This is a genomic window from Butyricimonas sp. RTP31003st1_G1_RTP31003_210430 (assembly GCF_040920905.1).
Classification (GTDB): Bacteria; Bacteroidota; Bacteroidia; order Bacteroidales; family Marinifilaceae; genus Butyricimonas; species Butyricimonas paravirosa.
Genome location: NZ_JBCOSQ010000013.1, coordinates 60,974 through 77,200, shown reverse-complemented (window position 1 = coordinate 77,200; position 16,227 = coordinate 60,974). Strand labels below are relative to the sequence as shown.

The 16,227-nt window shown below is 45.6% G+C and carries 13 protein-coding genes; all 13 read right to left on the bottom strand.

The window, feature by feature from the left end; genetic code table 11:
* The coding region (locus tag AB5542_RS06015) for a carboxypeptidase-like regulatory domain-containing protein (protein ID WP_368243014.1) at positions 1 to 835 on the bottom strand (835 nt) is incomplete at its 3' end.
* 39 nt (positions 836 to 874) lie between these two features.
* A complete protein-coding gene (locus AB5542_RS06010) occupies positions 875 to 2,071 on the bottom strand; it encodes a FecR family protein (RefSeq protein ID WP_279038421.1) in 1,197 nt (398 codons plus the stop codon).
* Positions 2,072 to 2,142: 71 nt separating this feature from the next.
* Positions 2,143 to 2,730: an RNA polymerase sigma factor gene (locus AB5542_RS06005; protein ID WP_118303674.1), complete on the bottom strand. Its 588-nt coding sequence runs from the start codon at positions 2,728 to 2,730 to the stop codon at positions 2,143 to 2,145.
* 137 nt (positions 2,731 to 2,867) lie between these two features.
* Positions 2,868 to 4,280, bottom strand: a complete 1,413-nt coding sequence (locus AB5542_RS06000) for a TolC family protein (RefSeq protein ID WP_279038422.1) — start codon at positions 4,278 to 4,280, stop codon at positions 2,868 to 2,870.
* A 9-nt stretch (positions 4,281 to 4,289) separates the two neighbouring features.
* On the bottom strand, positions 4,290 to 7,418 hold the full coding sequence (locus tag AB5542_RS05995) for an efflux RND transporter permease subunit (RefSeq protein ID WP_279038446.1): 3,129 nt from the start codon (positions 7,416 to 7,418) through the stop codon (positions 4,290 to 4,292).
* Between the two features lie 2 nt (positions 7,419 to 7,420).
* Positions 7,421 to 8,485 carry an efflux RND transporter periplasmic adaptor subunit gene (locus AB5542_RS05990; RefSeq protein ID WP_270543999.1) on the bottom strand — a complete coding sequence of 355 codons (1,065 nt, stop codon included), beginning with the start codon at positions 8,483 to 8,485 and terminating at the stop codon, positions 7,421 to 7,423.
* Between the two features lie 18 nt (positions 8,486 to 8,503).
* The gene (locus AB5542_RS05985) at positions 8,504 to 9,679 is read right to left on the bottom strand and encodes an ABC transporter permease (RefSeq protein WP_279038423.1); all 1,176 of its coding nucleotides are present in this window, start codon (positions 9,677 to 9,679) and stop codon (positions 8,504 to 8,506) included.
* Positions 9,680 to 9,911: 232 nt separating this feature from the next.
* Positions 9,912 to 11,084: an ABC transporter permease gene (locus AB5542_RS05980; RefSeq protein ID WP_279038424.1), complete on the bottom strand. Its 1,173-nt coding sequence runs from the start codon at positions 11,082 to 11,084 to the stop codon at positions 9,912 to 9,914.
* Positions 11,085 to 11,169: 85 nt separating this feature from the next.
* The gene (locus AB5542_RS05975) at positions 11,170 to 12,162 is read right to left on the bottom strand and encodes an HlyD family secretion protein (protein ID WP_279038425.1); all 993 of its coding nucleotides are present in this window, start codon (positions 12,160 to 12,162) and stop codon (positions 11,170 to 11,172) included.
* A 187-nt stretch (positions 12,163 to 12,349) separates the two neighbouring features.
* Complete coding sequence (locus AB5542_RS05970; protein WP_279038426.1) at positions 12,350 to 13,801, bottom strand: TolC family protein; 1,452 nt, start codon at positions 13,799 to 13,801, stop codon at positions 12,350 to 12,352.
* A gap of 75 nt (positions 13,802 to 13,876) precedes the next feature.
* On the bottom strand, positions 13,877 to 14,479 hold the full coding sequence (locus AB5542_RS05965; RefSeq protein ID WP_118303208.1) for a TetR/AcrR family transcriptional regulator: 603 nt from the start codon (positions 14,477 to 14,479) through the stop codon (positions 13,877 to 13,879).
* Entirely contained in the window at positions 14,476 to 15,075 is a 600-nt protein-coding gene (locus AB5542_RS05960) for a TetR/AcrR family transcriptional regulator (RefSeq protein WP_279038427.1), read from the bottom strand. The genes AB5542_RS05965 and AB5542_RS05960 overlap by 4 nt, the downstream gene beginning before the upstream one ends.
* A gap of 41 nt (positions 15,076 to 15,116) precedes the next feature.
* Positions 15,117 to 15,920: a KilA-N domain-containing protein gene (locus AB5542_RS05955; protein WP_124316285.1), complete on the bottom strand. Its 804-nt coding sequence runs from the start codon at positions 15,918 to 15,920 to the stop codon at positions 15,117 to 15,119.
* Positions 15,921 to 16,227 lie beyond the last annotated feature (307 nt).

Genomic DNA, 16,227 nt, shown 5'->3' with positions numbered 1-16,227 from the left:
CTGTAATATTAGGCAACCGATTCGGGTCTGATCCCATATTAATATCATCCACGATGTTAAAACTCGGATCAATATTCCGGATAGAAGTCAACACATTTCGATTCCCTACCATAGCTAAATCCTTTGCCGTAATCGTTGTCACGGCACCCGTGTAACTCTCTTTAGCCTTCTTGAAGATTCCCGTTACCACCACTTCGTCCACTTCCGTCACGTCATCTTTCATGACAACCTGCAAATCGGCCTCTCCTTTGTAAATAATCTCTTGAGTCTTCATACCCACAAAAGAGAAAACTACCACAATGTCATCCATAGCAGGGACTTCCATTTTAAAGACACCATCTGCATCCGAAAGCACACCGATCATTGTTCCTTTAAGCAAGATATTCACACCCGGTATCGGTAAACCGTCTTCACCAACAACCTTTCCCTTTATAACACAGGTTTTCTGATTTTCTTGATTCACATTCTTCAGCGATGTAGGTTTTACAACCACAATATCACCCTGAATCTCAAACGTGTAAGGTTGATCTTTAAAGATTCTCTCCAAAGCCGTTTTTAACGGTAAATTCTCGAACTTGAGCGTCACGTTAGAACCTTTCTGAATTTCAATCTCACTGTAAATAAAATTTGTCCCGGTCTGTGTCTTGACCAATTTAAAAATTTCACGTAAAGGCATATCCTTCACGTCCAACGTTACGCTCTTGGTCTGCGCCGAAGCAAAATTCCACAAACCAAACAACATAAACACCCCCAATAGCAACACGTTTTTGTTAATTCCATGTCGCAAAACTGCTATTTTCAAGAAATGCAGTTCTTTTAATCGATTTTTTTTCATAAAATTGTACTTTAATTGTTTCGCTAAAAAGCAATGAAATTAATTACTTGAGCGGGAGATGTTCGCTGCATCTACCGCTCGTTTTATAATAATTGTTCGCCCTGATATTTTAAACCTGATATTTGTCGTTTTCTCGATAATCGACAACACTTCTTCCAACGACTGGTCACGCTTCACAACTCCCGTGAACGGGTGATTACTGAATTCCGTAGATTCATAAATAAACTGCACGTCATACCACCGGGATAATTGCCGGGTAATATCCGACAATGGACTCCGCTCATATTCGTATGTACCGGAAACCCAAGACGTGTAAATAGATACATCAACCTTTTGCTTTTCGAGTTTATTAGTAGCCCGATTCAACACGGACTGTTCCCCGGGTTTCAAGCGAACGCTCGATTGATCATTCCGAAACTCGACACTTCCCTCCACCAATGTAGTGATCACCTTCTGCTCATCCGGATAAGCGGTCAGGTTAAATCTCGTCCCTAACACCCGCACCTCATTTTCTCCAGTATACACGATAAACGGGTGTTTCTCGTCACGAGCCACCTCCAAATAGACCTCCCCTTTCACGTAAATCTCTCTCCTTTCCCCAGAAAAACAATTCGGGAAACGCACCTCAGAGGCTGAATTCACCCATACCCGCGTTCCGTCCGCCAACGTGAAATGATACTCTCCGCCAACAGGTACCGTAAGCGTATGATATTTCATCGGTCGATTCTCCAATTCGCCTTGGTCAAACCTTAACCCCTTCAAGGAATCATTCACTAACACCAATCCATCCGATATCACAATACGAGAAGATGAAGAGGTCAGATCTATCGTTTTCCCATCCTCGTATTGTAAAACAGCCTTCACCCCACCGGGAGTAATACCCACCTGTGATACCAACGTCTCCGGCTGTTCCACTTGTCGGGTAAACGGAAAAACAAACATCAGCAATAACGCCACGGAAGCAGCAACCACGGAACCCACTGTCCAGAACAGCCACCATCCTTTTCGAGATCGTCCAACCAAAGAACTGTCAAGACGTTGCCACGACTTCTGAAGGTCAATTTTTTCTTGCGCCTGCACGGATTTCAATATCTTCTCGGTCTCTCGAATCTCCCGGAACAAACGCATAGCCTCCGCATCGCTCTCCAATCTCTCACGAAGTAATTCGGCATCGGCAGGAGAAATCGTCCCGGCACTATATTCTGCAATTAATTCAAATATCGACTTATCTTCCATGTGTCATAAATTTCATACATATTCCCAAAATTTAAAAATGGGTGACACAAATCAAGAAGAAAAATTAAAATTTATTTTTTAGAAGAAAAGAAAGAAAGGAAAAGAAGACAAAATGTCTTACCATCAAGAGATTTACGCAACGCCTGAAGCGCTCTAGCGTAATATGTTTTCACCGTATTCACCGAAATCCCCATCTCCTCGGCAACCATCTTATAAGGTGTATTATTAAAAACAATTGCGGTAAGAACCTTCTTCGGATTAGCGGGTAAATCTTCAATGGCAGCATATAAATACTCCTTCATTTTCTCCAACTCCACCTCATTATCACGGGACATTTCCTCTAGAAAATCATCAACGTGTAACTCTATATCTACGAAATATGCTTTCCCCCGATCCCTCATAAACTGTAAAGATGCTTTACTCGCCGCCCCAAACAAATAAGCCCTCAAAGACCCCGAAAATTCCTGTCCCCGCTTATTATTCCACAAGGATATAAACACCGTCTGAACAATATCCTCCGCATCTTCCATCGAAATCAAATAACGCATAACATACGTACATAATGCTTGATAATAAGTATCAAACATCATCTTCATACATCTCTCGTCACCTGTTTCTAACAGTCGAATTATCGTTGACTCTTTTACATCGGGCACCATTAACATACCTTTACATGACACGGTAAAGTTAAAGCTATTCCCGTTATTTACAAAAACAAATCCCTCTTTCCGATTTTTAATTTCTGCCTTTAACCTTTGATTTATAAAATTTTACCTTCTATGCTCAAAATCAAAAATCAATTCAGCCGTCCCGTCGCCTTCAAGTATCTCGTCTCGCTCAACCGTAATTCCGCCTTCGCGTCAATCCAATCACTCCACGCCTTTTGCCATTGTGCCTGAGCCTCCATATAGTTCGTGATCGTCTCCATACCCACCTCGTACTGATTCTTGCTCACCCCCAGATTTTCTTCTGCCTGGCTCAACGATTTACGGGTCAGAATAACCCGTGTGTGACAATCCTCGATATTATAGCGAGCCCGTGCAATCTCCAAAAGCATCATTTGTGACATCTCCTCTTTTTTCAATCGACTCATCTCCTGCTCGGCCTTCATCGCTTTAATCTTTCCCCGGCCCTCACCCCAGTGATAAATAGGAATCTTCACGGAAGCCATGGCCGTAAAAGATGCCACGTCCTCCGTCTGCCCGTTCAGAGATATTCCCCCCGAAAATCCATAAGAGGCGGAAACTCCCACCTCCGGCAAAAAATCAGAACGAGTCAACGCCACCTGTTTCTCCTTCAATTCCACATCCTTCTCCAACAAATTATATTCGGGACGCTGTTGTAATCCCTCCCCTGCATTCAACACGCCTGGAGTCACCTCATCATACAAAGAATCACTCACCTGTATCGTCGAATAAAGATCAATCCCGATTACCCGGCAAAGATTCATTCCCGCCAAAGCCTTCCCGTTCTCCGCCTTTTGCAACATCAACTCGGCCTCGTTCAACTTTACCTGCGCCTTCAGCAAATCATTTCGAGAAGCCATCCCCGTTTCGTAAGCATCCGTCAAATTCCGCACCAGCTCGTTGACCACCGCCTTATACTTCTGGGCAGAAGTCACCAACTCCACCACCCGCAAGTATTGCCAGTAAGCCTCGTCCGCCTCGGTAATCACCTCCGCACGGGTATATTGCTTATTCAACTCGGACATTTCCTTTCCAATCGTGGCCATACGATAAGCTGAACGAATCTTGCCTCCCATATAAATCGGTTGCTCCAACATCGCTCCCGCCGAATAAACCCCTCGTAACCCCAACTCCAACTCTATATCCGGCATGAAAGCATATTGCGCCGAAAGAGGCCGACCATCCTTTCCCATCACCGGAAGCTTCGTCGCCGGATCAATATAAAGATTGTAAACCATCTCCCCGTCCGCACCCGGTACGAACGTCGGTAAATATCCCCCGTCAATCGTGAACGAACTCTTTTTCTGCATGTAAGCATACAACCCGGTAGCCGAAAGCTTGGGCAAAAAATTCGCACGATAAGCCTTTCGCTCAAATTCAGCCTTCTCCCCTTGTTTCGTGGCAATCGACATCTTCTTGCTACTTTCTAAAGCCATTTCCCGACATTTCTCCAAGTTCAAAGAAACCTGCGCTTTTACCGGAGAAATACCTAAAACCAATAATATTATCAACAGACCTTTCATAATAATCTTCTAACTTATACTATCACTTTTCTTCTCTTTAAAGAATATCGCGTACAACACGGGAATAAACACCAACGTGATCACCGTACCTACCAACAAGCCCCCCATAATCGTAACGGCCATCGAGCCAAACATATCGTCACCCAGCAACGGAATCATCCCCAATATCGTTGTCAATGACGCCATCATCACCGGACGGAAACGAGAAGAAGAAGAATCCAGCAGAGCCTGTGTCTGATCTTTCCCGGAAGCAATCTGTAACCCGATCTCATCCAGTAGTACCACCCCGTTCTTAATCATCATCCCGACCAACCCCAACGCACCGACAATCGCCACGAAACCAAACTCTTTACCACTGATCAACATTCCCAGCACGATCCCGATTGCAGCCAAAGGTAAACAACAGAAAATAATAATCGGCTTGCGGAAATCCTTGAACAACATGATCAGTATCGCGATCATCAGAATAACCGCTAACGGAATATTCCCGAACAAATATTTCATGGACTCCCCGCTCGCCTTATGCTCTCCCAACCACTGTTTAGCATATCCTTCGGGCAAAGTAATCGTATCCACCTTCTCTACGATCAACGCACGGGCACTCTCCGCCGTGTACCCCAAAGCATTATTACATTGCGCCCGCATAGCCCTCTGCCCGTTATAACGTCGCACAACAGGATCTTCCCATTTCAAAGAAATACCTTTCGTGGCTTGATTCAACGGGATAGAACCTATACTTTGGGCCAGCAAATCCTCCCCGGACATCGTCCCCATCAACAACCCCTTCAACGACTCCTCGTTCAGAGCCGCCGTCGAAGGCAGCACACTCCAAACGGGAATATTATCCAGTGCTTCCACCTTCTCCCCCTCACTATTCACGCTCTTCATGTACAAAGGCTTTGCATGAACTCCCTCGTAGAAAGATCCCACGGGCATTCCATCCGTGGCAGCAAGCATTGACAAACCGACATCCGAACGGGAAAGTCCCACGGAACGGGCAATCGGCTGGTAGTAATCCACCATCAACGTGGGAGTCATCGGCTCCCAGTCATTCGTCACCAAAGTAATTGCGGGTTCGTCACGCATAATCTGTTCCGCTTTCTCCGTCAACTCTCTCAACACGGCCGGGTCCGGTCCCGTGAACATCAACTCGATCGGGTACTTCTTGTACATCAAATTATAACGTTTCATCCGCACGTAAGCATCCGGGTAATGAGCTGTCAAGTAATCCTGAATCTCGGTCATCGACGCCTTCAACTCTTCCGGGGTCGTATAATCCACGATCAACTCCCCGTAACTCATCGTGGGCTCTGCGATAGAACGCACCAGATTATAACGGGCAGGAGTCCCGCCGACACTCGTCGTTACATGAGTCACTTCCGGACGACTCAACAAATAATCCTCTATACTTGCCAAATCCGACTCGACCCGTTCCACCCGGGTACCCTCCGGCATTTTAAATTCAATATACAACTGTGTGTAACTCAAATCCGGGAAGAAACCTTGCGGAATATAGCGGTACAAGAATGCAGTAACCGCCAATAAAACCACGACCACCCCGATTGCCATGGACTTGTGCCACAACATAAAAGAAAGAAATTGCCGGAACAACCGGTATATCTTACTATCATACAAATTCTCATTCGACTTTTTCGGTTTCACTTTCAATGAGTGATCCGCATGAATCGGGATATGCGTCAACGCCAACACCCAACTCAACAACAGGGATACCGCCAGCACAATAAACAAATCCCGCACGTACTCGCCCGTCGTATCCGGGGAAATAAAGATCGGGAAAAACGCCAAAATAGCAATCAACGTGGCCCCCAACAAAGGCATCGCCGTCTTCTTCGCTATATTTGTCAGCGCAGCCGGCCGTTTCACGCCCCGCTCCAAATCAACCAGTATCCCGTCGACAATCACGATCGCATTATCCACCAGCATCCCCATGGCAACAATCAGCGACCCCAGCGAAACCCGTTGTAACGTTCCGTCAAAAAGATAAAGCACCACGAATGACCCCAGCACGATAATCACCAATCCCGTACCGATAATCACCCCGCTCCGGAATCCCATGGTAAGCATCAGCACGAGAATCACAATTACCACCGATTCCAACAAGTTAACCATGAAAACATTAATGGCATCCCTCACCCGGTCTGGCTGAAAAAATACTTTCTGAAAATCCACGCCCACCGGAATCCGGGACTCTTTCAACTGCTGTAACTCCTGATCTACCTTCTCTCCCAAAGTAATGATATTCCCACCTTTTTCCATGGAAATTGCCAACCCGAAAGCCTGCTTGCCATCATACTTCATCCCGTTGCGGGCCGGGTCCTCATACCCTTCCGTGATGGACGCAATGTCCCGCAAACGTAACTGATCATCCTCGTGTCCCTGTATAATTAGATTCTTAATATCCTCGATCGACTTATAGCTATCATTAATAGCCACCCGCAAACGCTGATCCCCACTATTGAAATAACCAGGATACACGGTTTTATTCTGACTGTTCAACGTGGACAACACTTCCATCGGGTGAACCCCCAGATTTGCCATCTTATCCTGCATCATCTCGATATTGATACACGGGGTTCGGTTCCCATAGATCTCAACACGACGCACCCCCTCAATATCTTGCAACTCCCGTTTCACCAACTGGGCATAATCCAACAACTGCTCGTCACCCACCCCGTCGGTCGTTATGGCATAAAACATTCCATACACGTCCCCGAAATCATCCATCACCACGGAAGGACGCGCTCCATCCGGCATTTGGGCCTGTGCATTCGTCACCTTTCGACGCAGAATATCCCATTTCTGCTCCAACTCGTCCGGACTCACAGTACTCTCCAATTCCACCGTGATCAATGACATATCCGCCATGGACTTGGATTCGATACTACCGATTGCCCCCATCGAACGAATCGACTTCTCCAATACATCCGTTACTTCCAACTCCACCTGATGAGCAGAAGCTCCGGGATACACCGTAACCACCATCGCCTGTTTTACCTTGATTTCCGGGTCTTCCAACTTGCTCATCGAATTAAAGGCAAAAATACCTCCAATCACCAGCACTGCAATAAAAAACTTTACCAGCGCCCTATTATTTAATGCATAATCCGCTAAATTAATCATTACAACAGTCCCCCTACATTTGTTTTAGAAACCGGTTTCAATAATTCCACGGACATACCTTCCTTCAAACTATGCACACCAGCAGACACAACGATCTCCCCGGCTGCCAATCCTTCGGAAACAATCAACTCACCTGTTTTCAACAACTTTTTCAACTGGATAACACGCCTGGTCACATTTTGAGCTTTCGGGTTATATACCCACACAGCAGATTCCCCGTTTTCTTCGAACATCGCAGACAACGGCACCACCGTCAACGCCTCCTCGTTCGGGTTATACTCGATCGTCACGTTCACGCTCATCCCTGCCGCAATATCCACTCCCGGCACGGGTTTCAGACGCAGACGCATCCGGTACAACTGATTCAAGTTCGCCTTCCGAGTAATTTCAATCAACTCTAACGGGAAAACTTGTCCCGGGAACACGTCAATCGTACAAGAAAACGACTTAAACAAATCTTGTCGTACAAAATCACTGGACGGAATATCTATGTCCACGTCAAAATAATTACTATTAATCATAGACACCACGGGGTAACCGGCAGCTACCGTCTCGTGAGAATCATAATATTTTTTCTGAATATACCCGTCGAAAGGTGCTGTCAGACGAGTATCAGCCAAGGCGTTCTTATGGGCATCATACTTTGCCGTAATTTGCTTGACCCCAGCCACGGCCTTATCGTAATCATTTACCGGAACGCTCCCCCGGTTATATAATTCGATGACCCTTCCGGCTTCCTCCTTCACTTGATTGTATTCCGCCTCTGTCGCTGAAAGTTGAATCTCGTAATCTCTCGGATCAATCTCGGCAATCAACTCTCCCTTCTTCACGAACGCCCCCACTTCCGGCAACACCGCCCGAATAGGTCCGGCCACCCGAAATGACAGCTTTACCTCTGAAGCCGCCTTGATCTTTCCCGGATAAATAATCGACAATTCCCCTTGGTAACTTTTCACCGTATCGGCCTGCACCGTAGCCTTACCGCGTTCCTGCTTTGTTTTAGAACTTCCACAGGCACACATCAATAAAATCAACCCAAGCAAAGAAAATACAACACCTTTCATCATTTTCCAATTTTATCACTAAACCATGTTAAATTTTAACTTTTTACACTCTCTTTTATACAACAAACATGCCACAATAAAATAAAACACCATCAATATACACAACCCCCAAAATTCAGGTAACACCTCTGACAACGTGGCACCTGTATTATTAATTTTCACGAAACCGTCAATCCCGAACGAGGAAGGAAACAACTTTCCAAACCACACCCAATATTCCGGTATTGCTGACTTCGGCCAAGAAATTCCGGAAATAAACATCAACGGCACAGACGTGAACACGAATATCAAGAAAGGCATTTCCCGTTCGCGACTAAAAAACGACATAGCAATAGCAAAAAAGGTACACGCCAGCAAAAACGGGAACAAAAACAACATCAGTTCCCCCCGTTCCCCCACCTGGGTCATCCCGAACAAACGAGGCACGATGAAAAACACCCAATAACTCATCACGAAATAAATAGGCAAATAAGCAAAAGCCTTCCCTAAAACTACCCGTGCCGGACGACGAAAATGCTTATTCGCAGGTAACAACAACCCTTTCCGACGTCGATCCCGCTCTGTCCCTGTAATCGTTCCCACTCCCAACAATAACGACTGCTGCACCACCAAAATCAACACCGCCGGGATCAAAAAAGAAGTGAAACCTCCCTGCGGATTAAACAACTTCACGTCCTGAATCCGTACGGGAGAAGACGCAATCTGTTCAGTGATCTCCGTGGCATACTCCATCCCCTGTACCTGTATATCCTTCCCCATCGCCAAAGAAACGTCCGTCCCGGCCGTCAATAAAGCCTTGTAATTCAGCAAAGCTCCCATATCACAATAAAGAGATACGTGAGCCTGTTCCCCCCGGGCCACGTTCTTACTAAAATCAGAGGGGATCTCAAGAATCCCGTAAATATCTTTCTTATACATCAGCAACTTCGCCGCCTCCATATCCTCACAACGGACCACCACGTCCACACTCGCCGTGGCATCCCAATTCCGGATAAACTCCCGGCTCAACGCTGACTTCGAATGATCCACCACCGCCACAGGCACTTCCCTCGCCACCTCATTACTATATATAAACGTGTAAACCACCGGGTACCCCAACATCAACGCCACGAAAAAAGTCAGCACGGCATGATCCCGAAACACCGCGTAAAACTCTCGTTTAAAAACATAATATATATCCGTCCAAAAACCCATTTCAATTTTAGATTTAATGATTTTTGATTTTAGATTAACCCCCTCTAATTCTCCCTTGAAAAGGAGGAAGACACGCTACATTAAAAACATTGTAGCGATTTCTTGCGTCCGTTTCTCCTCCTGTGTAAGGGGGAGTTAGAGGGGGTAGTCTTTTTCATTCTAAACTCTAAATTCTAAATTTCAAACTCATTCCAACCTGCCAACCTGTAACCCATAAATCGTTTTCAACGATTTATGGCAAATACTTAAACTCCAACAAATCCAACTTCAACTTCGGCAGGATAAAAATCGGCAAGAACAGATATACCATCAATGCCGCATAACTCTGCCAGGAAAATATCATCGGAATACCATTCAAAGCCTGATCCACGTATATCAAAAAATAGTGACGCATCTGGAACAAATTCGACCCGATCTGAGCCAGCTCCGGCATGGAACGCACCGGATAAGTAAAACCGCATATCGAAAATGACAACACACCCCACAAGGCACAAGCACTCAATGCGATTCTGCTCCGGCGGGTCATCCCCGTAACAAACAGGGCAAAACACTGAGAGGCTAGAATCATCAGTACCATAGCCAGAAACATCGGGAAAAATCCACTATTTAACGGGAAATGAGCATAACCATACAACATGGAAAGAGCAAGCATCCCCATCGCCGTGAAAATCAACGCCTGCGGAACAAGTTTCCCCATCAATGCCACGATAATAGAACCATTCCCCGCCTCCAACCACTCTCTTGAAGTCCTCCGCTTAATCTCCTCGCTAATACTATACACCGTGGTAAACATCACGAACACACACAAAAACGCCGGTAAAAGGAAATTCGCCAAATAAACAGCGTAACTCAACCACGGGTTATTCAGCGGGTGCGTATCCAGCACGATCGGCATCAGCTTAGCGGCGAGCAACGGCCCGCCCTCTCCCTTCGCCAGCAATAACGTTTGTTGAACCGCTCCATTCGTTAAATTTGATTGCATCCGCATATCTTTATACAACAAAGAACCCGCCAGAAAATAAGTATCATTCGTGTAAAACGACAACACGGGCTCTTTCCCCGTCGACGCATCCCTCCGAAAGTCTGCCGGAATATAAAAGATCCCGTAAACATCTCCCCGCTGTAAAGCCTCCCGGGCCTCGCTGAAATTCGCCGTACGCATCACCACATCCGTCTGGGCAAACGTGTTCAACGAACGCACCAGGGAACGGGAAGTCGTGGTATTATCCTCATCCACCACGGCCACAGGCAACTTCTTCGGCAACCCGTCTTTCAATAAATCCATGAAAAACAAGAAACAGAACAAAGGTGCGAAGACCATCACGAACCAGTAGATCCGACGCTCTGCCAACATCCGGACCTCCCGTTTCATCAACACCCCCAAAGCCCTTATATTCTCACGCATAATTTAATTTTAGATTTCAACCATACAAATCAACACTCCTGATTTCACTTTAAACTCTAAATTTTAAACTTTTAATTTTTAGCTTTTAGTTTTTAGCTCTTTTCAGCACGCTCATCCCCGGTCTCAACCCCTCCACCTTTTCCGTGGGAATTGCCTTCACCTCGAAAGTCTTCGCATCATACTGCCCGGTTGTCTTCGTTGCTCTCCAAGCAGCATAAGTACCCATATTCTTCATGTGAGTCACTTTCAACTGCACCTCCTTATTGTTCAAAGCGGGAATATACCCCGTGAACACGGTTCCCATCTTCAAGTCGCCCAATAAATCCTCTCGCACGTTAAAAACCACCCACATATCCTCCAAGTCCAGCACGTTCATCACGGGGGAACCCGTCCCCACCAACTCTCCCACCTTCGGATAACGTTCGGAAATCTCTCCCGAAATCGGTGAAATCAAAAATATCTCCTTAATATAAGAACTAACTTCTTCCACGGCCCCCCTCGCCCGGTTCACCTGAGCCTCGGCCGCCAATTTATCTTCCTTCTCCGCCCCGTTCTTCGCCATCTCATACTGAGCCTTCGCTGCCTGCTCCGTGGCTAGCATCGCTTTATAATTGGCCTCGGCCTCATCACGTTTCTGCGCGGAAACCACATCATTTTCAAACAACTTCTGCACCCGGTCAAAAGACTTCTTTGCCACATCAAGAGCCGCCTGTGCTTTTTTCCACGTTTGGAAGGCCATCGCTTTCTGTTCCTCACGGGCCCCCTTCTGGGCCTTATCGCTCAATGCTTGGGCAGCCTCTTCCGCTGCCTGTGCCTGATTAAATTTTGCCATCACCTCCGGACTATCCAAAATCGCCACCGTATCTCCTTTCATCACCTGATCCCCCTCGTCCACTAAAAAACGCTCAATCCTCCCCGGAACCTTCCCGGAAATCCGTACTTCCGTGGCCTCCGCCTCACCTTGAATCATCTCCGGCACCGGTTCCCAAAAAATAAATCCGAATATAGCAACCAAAAATACGATGATCACGATCCCTGTAAACATCAATACCTTCCCGCTTACTTTCTTTTCACTCATAACAATTAATTTAAAATTTAGAATTTAGAGTTTAAAACTTAAAATGGAAAAACTACCCCCTCTAACTTCCCCTTACACAGGGGGAGGGCACGCGACATTGAAACATTGCGGCGGTTTCTTGCGTCTGTTTCTTCCCCTTTCCAAGGGGGAGCTAGAGGGGGTCAATCTTAAATCTAGTATCATAAATCTAAAATTCCAGCGTTCCGTATGCCTTCTCCAAATAAACCTTACACAACCGAGCCTCAATCTGAGTATCAATCAGCTCCGAATTTGCCGTCAACCAAGCCGTTTGTGCTTCCAGCACGTTCAGCACGGGAATCGTTCCCTCCTTAAAACCCAAATTCGCGAACTTCAGATTTTCCTCCGCCCGTTCCAGATTCTTACGGGCCATCGCCAACTTCTTCGTCACCTCCTTCATCTTGAATTCCGACTGGCTCACCTGTAACTCGATCTGCTCCTTTGCCTCCTGCAACTTGTAATTCATCGCGTTAGTCTGGGCTTTCGCGTTACGCAAACTCTTGCGTGACGCTCCCCAGTGAAAAATCGGAGCCTTAATCCCGACTCCCACACTCCACATGCCTTCGAACTTCGTGCTTACCCCGTCAAAGAAAGAAGGCGTGCTGCTCAAATAATTCGCCGTTAAAGCAATCGTCGGCAAATACTCGGATAAAGCTATCTTCTCCTTCTTTTTATATATATCCGTGGCCAGCTGTAAACTCGCCACCTCCGGACGTCTGCTATACACCCGTTCCAAGCTCTCCGTCGGCACCTCCTCCACGTCCGTGTCTGCCACCTCCTCTTTCAACATCACGATCGTGTCTGTCGGCAAGCCACAAATCTGGTTCAACAACATCCGGGACAAACTCAACCCGTTGTCCACCTTCGTTTGGACCATCTCCCCCTCGTTCAGTTTCACCCGCACGGAAAGCACGTCCGCTTTGGTTGCTACCCCCGTCGTGTGCATCAACTCGACATCATGCACGAACTTCGTCAACGTCTCCACGTACTTATCCGCCAATTTCTTCCGGTTTACCAAGGAAACGATCTGCCAGTAAGCCTCGTCCGTCGAGAGAATCACGTTCTGCAACTCCTGCGACCGCTTGCTCTTTGCCAACTGCTCCGACAACCCTGCAATCTGATTATAAGCCCTGATCTTCCCACCCATGTAAATTGGCTGGGTCAACCCGACCTGCACAATTCCTAAGTTTCGTTCGTCCACGGTCATCGCCTCCTTTGGCAACAGGGCGTAATCCTTCGGGACATACTGCCCGTTCACCATCACCGGATTCCCATCCGCCCCCATCATCAACTGATCGGGACGAAACGTGAACTTCCCGTCCGAGCCAATCGACCCGACAGGTAAATGGGCATCATCCGACAACAAATTAATCTCTTTCTGGTTGCGCAAATACACGCCCACAGCGTCAATACTAGGCAAATACCTCGTGAAAGCCTCGGCTCTTTGCGCCTCACTTGCCTTCACGTCCTCATCTGCAATTTTCAGTTTCTTGTTGTTCTCTATCGCCAACCGCCGACAATCCTCCAAACTTAACACCCCCTGCGCATTCGACTGCAAGATAAAGCACAGTAGTACAATAATTAAACTTAATCCAGATTTACATTCCGTAATCCTCTTCATCACTTTCTCGTTTTTATATTCTAACTTCAAGTCTCTTCAAATTTATACTTTTCGGTATGTACTCCCGTAAAAACTTTATCGAGCTTTTACTAACGAATAAAGTTGTTCATACTGGTAACGCACCGATGATAAAGCATAAGAAATATCTTGATGCATAACAATGTAATTTATCAACCCAATGCTTATGTTCAGCAAATTCTTTGCCAAAATCGACGTGTCCACGTCATCTCTTATCTCCCTCTCTCGTTTTGCCTCTAAGATAACACCTTCCAACTTCGACATCCACGAGATTTTCGTGTCACTCACCATCTGTTTAAACTCTGGATACAGGGAAATCACCTCCACCATCAGCGATAGACACAAAATTTCGGGAATATCACTATCCAAACGTTTCGCCCCGTAATGACCGATACTTTCCAAGTTATGGATCGTCAGGTCAACAAACTCCCGCAACGAATGTACCCGGCTCATCTCCTCGGCCCGTCGGTTATTCAACATACGGTAATACCTCGTCACCCCCTCTTTCAAAACCTCCTCCTTGTTCAAGAAATGATAATAAAACGTCCCTTTCGTCATCCCCACGGCCTTCTCCAAGTCGGTAAGCGTAACCGCCTTGAATCCTTTTTTCAAGAACAACAAAAAAGCTGTCTCGATAATCGTGTCTCTCGTTCCGTTCATTTCTTTATCAACATATAATATTGTTCAAACTGCATCCGGGTATCTGAAAACATATACTGGAAATTCGCCTGTTCCAACTCGATATTCAACATACTACTCGACACGGACATCAAGTTACGCGCCAAAACCGAAGTATCCAATGTCGCCCGAATTTCCCCGCTTTGCTTAGCCTTCAAGATAACACGCTCCCAGTTCGCCAACCGCCTCTTGGAAATCGTGTATATCCGCTCCCGGAAATCCGGAAAGATCGGGGCCACTTCCAGCACCAGCTGGAAAAACAAGACTTCCAGTATAAAACATCCGAAAACTCTCTGGGAAGCATCGGCACTCTCCTCTTTATTCTTGATCACGAGATCAATGTACTCCCGCAGAGAAGCCACTCGCTCCACATCCTCCCCACTCTCCTCCTTCATCACGCTGAAATATCGTTCCATCCCCGCCTCCAAAATCTCCTTCTTATCCTTGAAGTAATAATAAAAAGCGCCCTTGGTCAAGCCCGTGGCTTGCTCCAATGTTTTCAACGAACAGGCCTTATATCCCCTGTTCAAGAATTGCAGAAACGCCTTTTTTATTATTTCTTCCCGAGGTTCTGTCATAATAGCTCGCTTTGTGTCAGACAAAGATACAAATAATCATACTATTTCAATAACTTCCTATTTCCATCGGCCTCCAGTATTCGCATTTGTTGAATGGCAACTTGATTCAGCTTAACAAGCCGTTCTCCTTGCGCAATTCCTTGCTCAATGAAAACAGCATTAAGGTTTTCCATATTCGAAAGACAAATAAGTTCATTGATGGAAGCGTAATCACGAATATTTCCTTTAAGTTCAGGATTTCGCTCACGCCACATTTTAGCTGTCACGCCAAACATGGCTACATTTAAGACATCGGCTTCATTCGCATAAATGATATTTGCCTGTTGAATTGTTACCTCTGATGGAATAAGATTCTGCCTAATGGCATCTGTATGGATGCGGTAGTTAATCTTGGAAAGTTCACGTTTGGCAGTCCAACCAAGTTGAGCTTGTTCTAATTCCTTCAACCGCTGAAACTCTTTCAAAAGATAAAGTTTAAATTGTGGAGAAACCCAAGAAGCAAATTCAAAGGCAATGTCCTTATGCGCATAAGTTCCACCATAACGACCAGCTTTGGCGATAAGACCTTTAGAGTTGGTTTTTTCCACCCATTGTTTCACAGATAAAATAAACCGATTCAACCCAGCCTCATTTTTAATTCCCTCGAATTCGGGGGAATTAAAATCAGGATTGTACATTTCCTCCCATATACCTAAAAACTCTATTGTATTTTTGTTACGTAGCCATTTCTCGATAAGAGCTAATCCATTTTCGATGTTACGTACCATATCCGTCAAGGAAATATAGTCCTTATCGTCATAAATGATGACTGTCACTTCTGTATTTTGAACTTTAATCTTTGTCATAAATTCAAATTATTAGTTATCAGCTACGAACTACTAGAATTCGCTCTAAAAAAGGCCGGCTTTAAATTCTTCCGTTATGAATCACATACGTAATAGCATTCACTATCTAGTGCAAATATAAAGATAAAAACTGAATATCTTAAATTTAACATTTAGATTCACGCTACCACGTGAAACTATTGTCTTCAAACAACAGTTAATAACATGTAATCCCCACGATATAAATATATTTAGCAACAAATCATGATTACTAACGGATCAATTCTGCATATAATCATTTTAAAAAGCAATGAAAGAACTTATAGAA

Excerpts from the sequence above, each read along its gene's own strand:
- AB5542_RS05970 (WP_279038426.1), bottom strand. The coding sequence starts at position 13,801 with ATGAAGAGGATTACGGAATGTAAATCTGGATTAAGTTTAATTATTGTA.
- AB5542_RS05990 (WP_270543999.1), bottom strand. The coding sequence starts at position 8,485 with ATGAAAGGTGTTGTATTTTCTTTGCTTGGGTTGATTTTATTGATGTGT.
- AB5542_RS06010 (WP_279038421.1), bottom strand. The coding sequence starts at position 2,071 with ATGGAAGATAAGTCGATATTTGAATTAATTGCAGAATATAGTGCCGGG.
- AB5542_RS05975 (WP_279038425.1), bottom strand. The coding sequence starts at position 12,162 with ATGAGTGAAAAGAAAGTAAGCGGGAAGGTATTGATGTTTACAGGGATC.
- AB5542_RS06005 (WP_118303674.1), bottom strand. The coding sequence starts at position 2,730 with ATGGTGCCCGATGTAAAAGAGTCAACGATAATTCGACTGTTAGAAACA.
- AB5542_RS05955 (WP_124316285.1), bottom strand. The coding sequence starts at position 15,920 with ATGACAAAGATTAAAGTTCAAAATACAGAAGTGACAGTCATCATTTAT.
- AB5542_RS05965 (WP_118303208.1), bottom strand. The coding sequence starts at position 14,479 with ATGAACGGAACGAGAGACACGATTATCGAGACAGCTTTTTTGTTGTTC.
- AB5542_RS05980 (WP_279038424.1), bottom strand. The coding sequence starts at position 11,084 with ATGCGTGAGAATATAAGGGCTTTGGGGGTGTTGATGAAACGGGAGGTC.
- AB5542_RS06000 (WP_279038422.1), bottom strand. The coding sequence starts at position 4,280 with ATGAAAGGTCTGTTGATAATATTATTGGTTTTAGGTATTTCTCCGGTA.
- AB5542_RS05960 (WP_279038427.1), bottom strand. The coding sequence starts at position 15,075 with ATGACAGAACCTCGGGAAGAAATAATAAAAAAGGCGTTTCTGCAATTC.
- AB5542_RS05985 (WP_279038423.1), bottom strand. The coding sequence starts at position 9,679 with ATGGGTTTTTGGACGGATATATATTATGTTTTTAAACGAGAGTTTTAC.